General features: G+C 51.2%; 12 protein-coding genes. 10 read left to right on the forward strand and 2 right to left on the reverse strand.

Going from position 1 to position 11747, the window contains the following annotated elements; genetic code table 11:
- Window positions 1–43: 43 nt before the first annotated feature.
- Window positions 44–1900, reverse strand: coding sequence for an extracellular solute-binding protein (locus tag KDK14_RS03805; protein WP_257263691.1), 1857 nt, complete (start codon window positions 1898–1900; stop codon window positions 44–46).
- A 350-nt stretch (window positions 1901–2250) separates the two neighbouring features.
- On the opposite strand from KDK14_RS03805, the gene KDK14_RS03810 reads away from it, so the two are divergent.
- The 10 genes from KDK14_RS03810 (at window position 2251) to KDK14_RS03855 (ending at window position 11378) form a co-directional block, all read left to right on the forward strand.
- Window positions 2251–3252 (forward strand): LysM peptidoglycan-binding domain-containing protein, encoded by a 1002-nt coding sequence (locus KDK14_RS03810; protein WP_257263692.1) that lies wholly within the window; start codon window positions 2251–2253, stop codon window positions 3250–3252.
- Window positions 3253–3379: 127 nt separating this feature from the next.
- On the forward strand, window positions 3380–4513 hold the full coding sequence (gene dprA / locus KDK14_RS03815) for a DNA-processing protein DprA (RefSeq protein ID WP_257263693.1): 1134 nt from the start codon (window positions 3380–3382) through the stop codon (window positions 4511–4513).
- A gap of 110 nt (window positions 4514–4623) precedes the next feature.
- Entirely contained in the window at window positions 4624–5271 is a 648-nt protein-coding gene (locus KDK14_RS03820; RefSeq protein ID WP_306671454.1) for an L-threonylcarbamoyladenylate synthase, read from the forward strand.
- 140 nt (window positions 5272–5411) lie between these two features.
- Window positions 5412–6326, forward strand: a complete 915-nt coding sequence (gene hemF / locus KDK14_RS03825; RefSeq protein ID WP_257263694.1) for an oxygen-dependent coproporphyrinogen oxidase — start codon at window positions 5412–5414, stop codon at window positions 6324–6326.
- A gap of 18 nt (window positions 6327–6344) precedes the next feature.
- On the forward strand, window positions 6345–7169 hold the full coding sequence (gene aroE, locus KDK14_RS03830) for a shikimate dehydrogenase (protein WP_257263695.1): 825 nt from the start codon (window positions 6345–6347) through the stop codon (window positions 7167–7169).
- A 68-nt stretch (window positions 7170–7237) separates the two neighbouring features.
- A complete protein-coding gene (locus KDK14_RS03835; RefSeq protein WP_257263696.1) occupies window positions 7238–7915 on the forward strand; it encodes a YiiX/YebB-like N1pC/P60 family cysteine hydrolase in 678 nt (225 codons plus the stop codon).
- A gap of 109 nt (window positions 7916–8024) precedes the next feature.
- The gene (locus KDK14_RS03840) at window positions 8025–8855 is read left to right on the forward strand and encodes a hypothetical protein (RefSeq protein WP_257263697.1); all 831 of its coding nucleotides are present in this window, start codon (window positions 8025–8027) and stop codon (window positions 8853–8855) included.
- 119 nt (window positions 8856–8974) lie between these two features.
- The gene (rsmG, locus tag KDK14_RS03845) at window positions 8975–9661 is read left to right on the forward strand and encodes a 16S rRNA (guanine(527)-N(7))-methyltransferase RsmG (RefSeq protein WP_257263698.1); all 687 of its coding nucleotides are present in this window, start codon (window positions 8975–8977) and stop codon (window positions 9659–9661) included.
- A gap of 16 nt (window positions 9662–9677) precedes the next feature.
- Window positions 9678–10484 (forward strand): ParA family protein, encoded by an 807-nt coding sequence (locus tag KDK14_RS03850; RefSeq protein ID WP_257263699.1) that lies wholly within the window; start codon window positions 9678–9680, stop codon window positions 10482–10484.
- A gap of 3 nt (window positions 10485–10487) precedes the next feature.
- Entirely contained in the window at window positions 10488–11378 is an 891-nt protein-coding gene (locus KDK14_RS03855) for a ParB/RepB/Spo0J family partition protein (RefSeq protein WP_257263700.1), read from the forward strand.
- Window positions 11379–11553: 175 nt separating this feature from the next.
- Here KDK14_RS03855 and KDK14_RS03860 read toward each other — a convergent pair.
- Window positions 11554–11747, reverse strand: a 194-nt coding sequence (locus tag KDK14_RS03860; protein ID WP_257263701.1) for a hypothetical protein, incomplete at its 5' end; no start/stop codon positions are given.

Raw genomic sequence — 11747 nt, forward strand, 5'->3', positions numbered from 1 at the left:
GATTTTTAGATTAATTTGCTGTCGCCGCAGTAGGGCAGTCTATTCACTGAGACCCTCCTGGTTCAGCCTGCCACCAGGTATTGATGATCATGGGGTAATCTGTGGCCATAGCCGGTCGCTTGATATTGTTCTGGTGGGCAACTCTGACTTTGCCAAAGTACCACAGCGGAATACCGTAGTGATTCCAGAGCAGTACCCGGTCCAGACTGTGAATAATGGTTTCCAGTGCTTCCTGGCTTTCGGCCTTTGGTATTTTCTCCAGCAGTGCATCGATCACAGGGTTTTTGATCCCGGCCAGATTCTGGGTATCGGGTATATCCGCATTACCGGAGTGGAAGTACCTGAAAAGTTCGCTGCCCAATGAGAGTCCCAAGGGATAGGCATTGCCAATGGTATCGAAATCCAGCGTTCGCACTCGTTGTAGATAGTTACTGGTGTCGATGACCCGGTATTGCAGCTCAATACCAATGCTGGCCAGGTTTTTTTTAAACGGCAGGATCAGCCTGTCCGACAGGTGACTGGAGGTAATCAGCTCAAATGCCAGCGGTTCTTGCCTGCGGTTGACCAGCTTGCCTCCCTTGAGCTGCCATCCTGCTTCACCAAGCAGGGTGAGCGCCTGTTGCTGTTGGGTCCTTATGGAACCATCACCGCGGGTTTTTGAGGATAAGAACGGCTGCTGGAACAGGGCTTGCGGCAGTTGTGTACGAAACGGTTCCAACAGCGCCTGTTCATGGGAAGAAGGTATACCTGAAGCGGCATACAGGGAGTTTGGAAAGTAACTGTTGGCCCGGGTATAGGCGTTTTCAAACAGCGTTCGGTTACTCCACTCAAAATCCAGCAGATAACTAATCGCTTCTCTTACCCGAATATCATTAAACGGTGCCCTGCGGGTGTTGAACACGATCATTGGACTGCCAATAATCCTTTTATTTGGAATCTCGGCCTTTATCACTTTGCCAGAGGTGATATCGGGAAAGTTGTAGGCTTTGGCCCAGTTTTTGGCAAGGGGTTCGAAATAGAGACTAAGCTCTCCGGCTTTAAAGGCTTCAAAGGCTGAGGTCAGATCCCGGTAGAAATAAAGAGTGATCTGATCAAAGTTGTATTTACCTCGATTCACCGGCAGATCCTTCCCCCAGTAATCCCTGACTCGGGTAAATGTGACCGATGACCCTCCTTCCACATGGGTGATTTTGTACGGTCCACTGCCCAGTGGCGGTGTCAGTCTGGATTTTTCATGAAGCTCGTTTTGCCAGTAATGAGCAGGCAGTACGGGCAGTTCGGCAGCACAGAACAGTTGATCCCTGTTGCCAGAACTCTTGAAGTGAAAGCGAACGCTGAGCTTGTCAAGAACCTCAACACGCTCAATGGGCTTGAGCTGCAGCTGATATTTGATCGGGCCCTTTGAGCGCAGGTACTCAAAGGAGAACTCAACGTCGTCTGCTGTAATCGGATGACCATCATGAAAGTGGGCGTTGGGATGAAGGTTAAAGGTTATCCACAGGTTGTCGTCGGGGTACTCTACGGATTCGGCAATCAGTCCGTAAGCAGACCGGGCTTCATCACCTGACGGACTGTAAGTACCGGTTCCTGTCATCAATGGTTCATTCAACCCCAGAAAGCCCAGAGTAAAAAATCGCAGGGGGGAAATTTGGGAGATGTGGGTTCCGGTACGGGAATATGGGTTTAAAGTATCAAACACACCAATGGCGGCAAGTTTAAGTTTGCCTCTCTTGGGAGCCTCAGGGTTAACGTAATCGAAGTGCCTGAAGCCTTTCGGGTATTTAAGGTTATCAAAGCGTGAAAGTCCGTGTGACTTGTGTGTGATGGGCGCTGCCGCCATCAACCAAAAACTGACAACAGAGCATAACGCTGCCACAGACAGCCGGATTTTCTGCTTCAAAGTTGCTCCTTGATCCAACCCACACTTGCCCGGGAAACTACAACAAGAAACTACAACAAACAAATAGTAGCTGTATTTTTCCTGGCCCATTGCTGAGAATGCATTGCTATTTGTATGGCCTGATCTTGAGAATCAGGCACTAAAGCCGAGAACTAAATGAGAGCCGATTGCCCACAGGCTGAAGCGGTTGATACGCTGTTGGTCCGATCGGGGAAATTTGGTGTGGCAATGATTCCTGGCCGAAAGCTGCAGAGCTGGCCAAACTTCCATTACCCTAACTTAAACTAAAAACCATTCAAGGAATCGGGACGACAATGAGACGCTTTGCTCTGGCAGGAATCCTGCTTTGTATGTCCTCTCTGGGACTGGCATACGACAGCCCGGTAAAGGCAGACTCACCCGACAGGTACACCGTTGAGAAAGGCGATACCCTGTGGGATATATCTACCACCTTTCTGGACAGCCCTTGGCTATGGCCGGAAATCTGGCTTGCTAACCCCCAAGTAAAAAATCCCCATCTGATTTACCCTGGCGATGTGATCAGTCTGGTTTATATCGATGGTCAGCCCAGATTGATGATTGCCAATCGTGGAAATTCTGGTCGGACGATTAAATTAAGTCCAAAAATCCGGGTGAAGCCGGGAGAGTCTGCAATCCCGGCGATTCCCCTGGGTGCTGTGCAAAGTTATCTGGAAGGTGGTCATGTATTTGCCAGTGAGGGACAGCTGAATAACGCGCCTTATGTGTTTGCTGCGAAAGATGGCAAATTGGCATCGGGGGCCGGCGATAAAATATACGCGCGGGGAAATTTTGCCGGGCAGACCCTGCGATTTGATGTGGTTCGCCGTGGTGAGCAGATTGTTGACCCACAAACCAACGAGGTGCTCGGGCTCATCGGGATGGATGTCGGAACCATCAGCCTGAGTCGTGTCAAGGCAGGAATTGCCTCCATCATCGTTCAGGACAGCAAAATGGAGATCAAACCCGGCGATCGACTGGTCAAGCAAGACGCCAGCGGATTGGTAACAACGTTTTTTCCAAGAGCGCCGTCTACGCCAGTAGAGGGTATAGTCACCGCTAATCTGGGCAATAGAAAAAAGATTTCCAAATTTGATACGGTGGTTATTAACAAGGGAAACCGGGAGAGTCTCAGGCAGGGAGATATCCTGGCTATCTACCGCAAGACACAACTGGGCTTTGATCCATTGGCCAATGAACAGGTCGTGCTGCCATCTGAGAGAATAGGATTAGTGATGGTTTATCGACCTTTTGAAAAAATGAGCTATGGTATTGTGCTATCAGCTAAAGAGGATATTGAAGTTGGCTATATCCTCCGGAGCCCACAACCATAGTAAATTATTCAAAAACAGCCCGGGTGATTTATCGGGTGTTTCATTGGAGGTGTGGCTTATTTGGCAGAGCTGTTAATCAACACGTAAATAAACAGAATAAGCCACACAACCGGGGAAAGAGAATTCAATGATATACACTGATACAGACCAGAAGGACTGGTTACAACTGCTCCCCTGGTTAACGCTTTCCCTTATTCCGGGCCTGGGGCCCATCAAATCCAGCCAGCTTATCGAAAAATTCCAACATCCCGGCCAGCTTTTTTCTACCCCGTTTACTGAACTGAAGGGCATTATTCCAGAGAAACTGGCCCGTTTGCTGGTCAATGCCCACACAGACGCATCGATTCAGAAACAGTTGCACCTGACCCGGGCATGGCTGCAAGCCAGTCAGGCCCATTCCATCGTGACACCGGACTCCCATCACTATCCCAACGCACTGAAAGAGCTTCCTGATGCGCCGGTGTTGCTCTACGTCATTGGTAACAGTCAATTACTCAGTGAGCCGCAGCTGGGTGTTGTCGGTAGTCGCAGGCCTACACCAAATGGTCGTCAGGTTGCCCGGGATTTTTGTGAACACCTGGCAAGAAGTGGCCTGGTGATTACCAGTGGGATGGCAATGGGTATCGATGGGGCGGCTCATCAGGGGGCGTTGGGTTGTTATGGCGCTACCGTGGCCGTGTTGGGCACCGGTGTGGATCAGGTTTATCCGCCACGGAATAAGGACCTTTATCAATTAATTGCCAGCCAGGGGGCCGTCGTCAGCGAATACCCATTGGGAACGAAACCCTTTCCCGGCAACTTTCCCCGCCGGAATCGTATTCTGTCTGGTTTATCCCTTGGGGTGCTGGTGGTTGAAGCGGCAATGGAAAGCGGCTCTTTAATCTCGGCAAGGCTGGCAGCGGAGCAGGGGCGCGAAGTGTTTGCCATACCCGGTTCTGTGTTGAACCCTTTGAGTCGGGGTTGTCATAAACTGATCCGCGAAGGAGCTGTGCTGGTGGAAAGCCCTGATGATGTCTTGATTGAACTGGCACCACAGCTGCACAGGGTTATGAATGAATTTTCTCCATCGACTTCCAATCGCAAAGAGACAGACCCTTTACGACTTAAAGTTATTGAAGTGATGGGATTTGACGTTGTCAGTGCGGATCAAATCAGCACACTGTCCGGAATTCCCTTTGCCGAGCTTTCTGTCGTGCTCACGGAAATGGAACTTGACGGTGTAATAGAGTCCACAGCCGGTGGTTTTATTCGCCTTGGCTGATTTGTTCGATCAGCGCACACTATTCGGGCTTCACGCCTGTTTCCGTTTCTTGTGAACTTTTTTTGCCAGGCTAATTTTCTTGTGGTGATTTCGGGCGGATCAACAGGCGAATGCAGAAAGGGGGCTTGCGGTGCACGCTGTTTTCCGGCAGCCTCCTGGCGGAGATTTATCTGAGAGAAGTTTTCATGATGGATGTTGATCAGGCAGCCAAAATAATCCGAACCGGCGGTGTCATCGCTTACCCGACAGAAGCCGTATGGGGGTTGGGATGTGACCCCTGGAACCGGCAGGCTGTCTACAGGATTCTTGCGATCAAACAGCGGCAGGTGGAAAAGGGGGTCATTCTGGTTGGTGTTTCAGAGGATCAGTTTGCCCCACTGCTTAAGCCACTTTCTGCAACAGAAAGAGCCCGGTTGAAGTCTACCTGGCCGGGCCCTTATACCTGGCTTATTCCAGACCCTGCTGGCTGGACACCTGACTGGGTCAGAGGTCAGTTTGATACGGTTGCCGTTCGTATCACTGCGCATCCACTGGTGAAAAAAATGTGTGAAGCAACAGGGCACCCCATAGTGTCTACGTCAGCAAACCTTGCCGGTAAGGACCCGCTGTTAACGTTCTGCGATGTAGAAGAAGAGTTTGGCTCACTACTTGATGGCATTGTTCCCGGTGAAACCGGAGGACAGAAAACACCATCAAAAATTCAAGACCTGCGTTCGGGTAAACTGGTAAGGGCTGGCCAGGAGGCTGTTCGAGAATAGTCTGCCCTGCGGCGGTTGCTATAAATACGAGGTGCGCGTCATTATCCACACAAGTGGCCTGTCTTTTTCGGGCAGCGCTCATGGAAATATCGAAGCTGTTAAATGACAGCTCCTTTAGTTAATAAAAGGCTGTTCCCGGAATGTCAGAACCATCTGTTGAACTTGTAAAGCAATACCTGCTGGATTTGCAGAATCGCATATGCACAGCGATTGAAGCAGAAGAAACCGAAGGCTCCTTCAGGGAAGACCAATGGAACTACCTTGGCTCCGGTGGTGGTGGCGGAAAAGCGAGAGTGCTTGAAGGGGGCAAGGTGTTTGAAAAAGCCGGTGTGAATTTTTCCCATGTAAACGGGGATCAGCTCCCTGCCAGCGCCACTGCCCATCGACCGCACGTGGCTGGCAGGCGTTTTCAGGCCATGGGGGTTTCCCTGGTGATCCATCCGGATAATCCATTTGTGCCAACGTCCCATGCCAATGTTCGGATGCTGATAGCCCATAAGGAAGGAGAAGCACCGATCTGGTGGTTTGGTGGCGGCTATGACCTGACGCCTTACTACGGTTTTGCAGAGGACTGTCAACACTGGCATCAGGTGGCCAAACAGGCCTGCGAACCCTTTGGTGATGATGTCTACCCCCGCTATAAAAAGTGGTGTGATGACTACTTCTTCCTGAAACACCGCAATGAGCCCCGGGGGATTGGCGGACTGTTCTACGATGACCTGAACGAGTGGCCATTCATGCGCAGTTTTGATTTTATGCAGTCGGTGGGCGACAGTTTTATCAACGCCTATCTACCAATTGTCCAGCGTCGTAAATCCATGCCTTACTCTGGGCGACACAAGCGTTTTCAACACTACCGCCGTGGCCGTTATGTGGAATTCAATCTGGTATACGACAGGGGGACTTTGTTTGGTCTGCAGTCCGGTGGTCGTACAGAGTCTATCCTTATGTCACTGCCGCCTTATGTGCGCTGGGACTACAACTGGAGTCCAGAGCCCGGCACCGAAGAGGCACGACTGTATGAAGAATTTTTAACGCCAAAAAACTGGGCATAAACCAAGAGGGTCTGAATCATGGCTGGGCCAGTAGACACGTACGCAGTAATGGGGAACCCTGTCGCCCACAGTAAGTCACCGGTCATTCACACATTGTTTGCCGACCAGACTGATCAAAATCTGCGTTACAGCGCCCAATTGGTTGACATTGACGGCTTTAAACAGGCAATTGATGAATTCTTTGGCAATGGTGATCTGGGGTTAAGTATCACCTTGCCATTCAAGGAAGAGGCGTGGCAGTTAGCTCAGAAGAGAACGTCACGAGCGGAAAAAGCCGGAGCGGTAAACACCTTGTGGCAAGATGAGCATGGCCTGCTTCATGGGGATAACACCGATGGGCCTGGTTTGGTTGCTGACCTGGCAAATAACAGGGTAACTACTAAAGGTGCCCGGGTACTTATTCTGGGGGCCGGCGGTGCTGTGAGAGGTGTGCTTGAACCTCTGCTTGCAGGGCAACCGGTTGAGGTTGTCATAGCCAACCGTACCCGTAGCAAGGCTGATACGCTGGTCGAATACTTTGGGGATAATGCCATTTCTGCCTGTGGATTCGACGAAATCGAAGGTCGTTTTGATCTGGTGATCAATGGAACCGCTGCCAGCCTGCAGGGAGAGATGCCAGCCATACCGGGCCATATTATTGATCAAGACACCTGCTGTTACGACATGATGTACGGTGCCGACGAAACCCTTTTCAATCGCTGGTGCCGTGAGCAAGGTGCAGGTAAAACCATTGATGGGCTTGGTATGCTGGTTGAGCAGGCGGCAGAACAGTTTGCTATTTGGCGTGGCGTTCGTCCTGATACTGGCCAAATACTTGACCTGTTGCGCAATGAAATGGCCTGACAGGCTCTATACTCCTGAGCATGATTTATTAAATTGTAAGGTTCGCCGGTTGATGTATTGGATACATTATGGATAAAGCACTGCCAGCCACTACGATTACTGAAGACCTATTGCCAGGTGACCTGCTGTTTCAATTGCGCTCAGGTGGCGAGGCCGAATGGGTTATCAGTCGACTTTTTGCCGGTCGGGACGGTGCGGCCATTAACCATGTAGCGCTCTACGACGGAGATGGCATGGTTATCGAAGCAGTAATGCCCCGGGTGCACAAAACCCCTTTGGCTGACTTTGTCAGCCATTCGGTTTCAGACAACCATGGCAGACCCTGCGTTCTGGTTTGTCGGCTGGCATCGAGCTATTCGGCACTGGTTCCTGATGCCCTGACGTTTGCAGAGCAGCAGCTTTCGATACCCTATGATCCACACTATCGCCAGAATCAGGCAGCACATCAGAAAAGCTGGTATTGCAGTGAATTAATCGTTCATGCGTTTCGCCAGGCCAATAAAGGCATTTTCCTGTTTGAAGAAACCCCCATGAGTTTCCGGGATATGGCGACCGGAGAGCTGATGCCGTTCTGGGTGGACCATTATCAAGCCATTGGCCAGGCGATCCCGGAAGGGCTCCCCGGTTCACATCCGGCACTGCTCTCCTGCTCCGACAAGCTAATATCCATTAATATCCTTGGGTCACTTCCGGCAAAAACTTGCCTGGATTTATGCAGCCTGGAGCCAGGCTCAACTTTTGCCTGACAGGGTCCTCCTCTGCCTGAAAAGAAGTCCTGACATCGTTTTTGAAACTTTTTCTCAAAATTAATGTCTGGGAGAGAATAGTTTCTGTGGTTGGTTATGAGGTGGTTGTATGGGACCCACTTTTCCTGTTTTGGCTATTCCTGGCTATGAGGCTTTCATGCAAGACTTGATGGCGGCAGCTCATGAAGTCCTGAATCGTAATTCTGACGACGATGATCATATAGCTGACATACTGCCTGCCGTGCCGAAACATGTTGTCCCCTATATTCCTGCCTTCAAACCCCAAAATACTGCACCCAAAAAACTGGAGGAGCACAGCATTACCTTGCCTGATGTGCCTGGCGATCCTGGTATTCGGGAGAAAAATGAAAAGGCCCCAACTGGGGCAGAGGCCCTGGAGGGGACAACAAAAAGTGATCTCGTGGAAGAGCTTGCCGTACGCCAGGAAAAAAAAACACAGCTGACCGACGCTTGTATCAAATTACGGCTTGAGTGCCTGAAAATGACCCACACATGGGACACCTATCTCCCCGGGGTGGATATTGATTCACAAGAGGCCCTGGATGTAATTAACTACGCCATGGCCATGCGCTGCGGTACATTAAAAAAGTCACCAGTCGCATACTACACCGCGCAACTGAAAAAGCAGGTGGATACTGTTAATGTACAGTCTGCCGGGGATCATGGCAGACATGTTAACGGTCAGCAGCGGCGTCTCCCTACAACGAGATTACTCAATAACGCCAGTATTTGCGTGGATGCAATGAAGGCATTGGAGTTAGCGAAAAATGCAACCGCTCTTTTTGATCCAGACAAAGAGCCACTTGAGAGAGATGCCATTCTGGCAGAAAGCATCAAAAGCTACGAGGCCTATCAAAAAGTAAAGGGGCAATTGGCTGGCATACAGGCGGCCCTGCAAGGGATGGATAATATTTCGTGAATGAATGATTGCGTCGATTTTATCAACGTTATGAAATAGACTGACCCGTTAACTATTGTCATCAGTAAAGCCAGACCAGATCGTAACGGCACCCGGACTTGCGCTGGCTGAAGGAATTCATGAAAGCCCCACAATCATCTACCGACCATCCATCTACCGACCATCCCTTGGCCCAGACATTACAATACGACATTGGTCATGGTGCCAAATCACTCTGTATCGACTTGTCTCCGGTCCAGGCAGATTTGCTGACTCGCTATGTCCTGCTGCTGAACAAGTGGAATAAAGCCTACAACCTCACCGCCATCCGTGACCCCGGGGCGATGGTCTTCCGACATATTATTGATAGTCTGAGCATTGTTCCCCATATTTCTGGTCAAGCGATTCTCGATGCCGGTTCAGGTCCGGGACTGCCGGGTGTTGTCCTGGCGATTGTGTATCCGGATAAAAAATTCACGACACTGGACAGTAATGGCAAAAAGACCCGTTTCATGCTTCAGGCAAAACTGGACCTTCAGCTGGATAACCTGGAAGTCGTTCATGCCCGCGCAGAATCTTTTCAGGTGGAAGCACCTTTTGACACCATTACTTCACGGGCATTCAGCTCATTGGTTAATATGGTAGATGGTACAAAACACTTATTATCACCTTCAGGTGTTTATCTGGCCATGAAAGGGCTATATCCTGAAGCTGAATTGAAGGAACTGATGGATCGTCACGACATTGAGCTGGTTGGCTGTGAACCCTTGAAGGTACCGGGAACAGACGGCGATCGTCATCTTGTCATTTTGCGTAACAGGCATTGAATGGTATTAAACGGCTGTGGCTAAAATTCTAGCGGTAACCAATCAGAAGGGTGGGGTTGGCAAAACCACGTCCTGCGTTAACTTGTCGGCTTCCCTGGCGGCCAGTAAGCAGAGGGTACTGCTTATTGATGTTGACCCCCAGGGGAATGCCACCATGGGCAGCGGAATCGACAAACATGCCCAGCAATGGTCTGTTTACCATGTACTGACGGGGCGTTGTGATATCCAGCAGGCCATTTTGCCATCCCGGGATGGTGGTTACGATGTTCTGGGGGCAAACGCCGACCTGACGGCTGCAGAAGTTGAGCTGATGAAAATGGACCGCAAGGAATCCAGACTCCATGACGCCCTGGCCAAAGTGGCGGACCAGTACGACTTTATCATGATTGACTGCCCGCCATCGCTGAACATGCTGACCGTCAATGCCATGGTGGCTGCCCGTGGGGTCATTATTCCGATGCAGTGCGAATACTATGCACTGGAAGGTCTGACGGCCCTGATGGAAACCATTGCGGGCCTTCGGAAAACCATCAATCCTGACTTACACATCGAAGGCCTGTTGCGCACCATGTACGACCCCAGGACGACGCTGACCACCGAAGTATCGAGACAGCTCATCAACCATTTTGGTGACCAGGTCTATCGGACCGTGATTCCCCGTAATGTCCGGCTTGCCGAGGCACCAAGTCATGGTAAGCCGGTACTGGCCTATGACCGGAACTCCCGTGGTGCGGTGGCTTATCTGGCGCTGGCCGGGGAGCTGGTGCGCAAGCATGACATCAAGGGGCTTGGCAAGTCGGAAAGGAAAACAGGAACTCACTGACACATGGCGAAACAACGTCTCGGTACCAACTTGAATGCCCTGCTCGGTAGCGCCAGGCTGCCGGTATCCCTGTCTGATGATCTCTCCGGGCCATCACCGGTCCGGGCGTCGCTGGATGGGACAATGAAAGACCTGCCTGTTGAATTTCTGCTGCGTGGCAAGTACCAGCCCCGCCGGGATATGCACCCTGATGCCCTGCAAGAGCTGGCTGAAAGTATCAAAGAGCAGGGCATCATGCAGCCTATCGTGGTTCGTCCCGCCGGGCAGAATCGCTATGAAATCATTGCCGGTGAACGTCGCTGGCGTGCAGCCCAGCTGGCAGGCCTTGCAGAAGTCCCTGCCCTGATTCGTGACGTTCCCGATGAGGCTGCCATTGCCATGGCGCTGATAGAAAACATCCAGCGGGAAGACCTGAACCCGATTGAGCAGGCGATTGCGCTCTCCAGGCTGCAAAAAGAGTTCGAACTGACCCAACAGGAAGTGGCTCAAGCCGTTGGCAAGTCCAGGGCTGCCGTGGCCAACATCTTGCGACTGATGGCCCTGAACCCTGAAGTAAAGAAAATGCTGGAATATGGCGACCTGGAAATGGGCCATGCCAGAGCGCTGCTTGCCCTGGGGGAAATGGATCAGCTGGACGTAGCCAGAACCGTTACGGCAAAAGGGTTGTCTGTGCGTCAGACAGAAGCGTTGGTTCGCCGGATACAGCAGGAAAAGGAGAGCGGCGGTCAAACCGTCAAGCGCCTTGACCCCAATATCAAGCAGCTTGAGGATGAGTTGTCTGAAAAAGTCGGGGCCAGGGTAGCCATCCAATGCAGTGCCAAAGGCAAGGGCAAGCTGGTCATTTCCTACAATTCGCTGGATGAGCTTGATGGTGTGTTGGCCCATATCCAGTAAATTTTATCAACAATACTCCATCCATAGCTCGTAGAGTTTCGGTGGAGATGGGGCCGCCCCGGTAGCGGCCATCCGCTTGGTGGTGAGAGGATGTCAACCGCTCCTGAAAACTTGCTCAAACCTACTCAAAGTTATCTAAACCTGAGTATTTTTCGCAAGACGCCAGCGAGCAGTGCTACTGACGATTCACGTGTCGGAATTTCACCGACAGACCAAAGTTAAAACGGGAGCGCCGTGTCGAAAACTGTGATTGCCAGTCCTGTTGCCACTCGCTATGGCCAGAATAGCCGTTTTTCTCCAAGTGGAACTGCTTTTTACCTGAATCCGTAACTTCAGAAGACGCTGAAACCTTCGGAAGCCGGTCGTGCC

Source organism: Endozoicomonas sp. ONNA2 (assembly GCF_024606365.1).
GTDB lineage: Bacteria > Pseudomonadota > Gammaproteobacteria > Pseudomonadales > Endozoicomonadaceae > Endozoicomonas.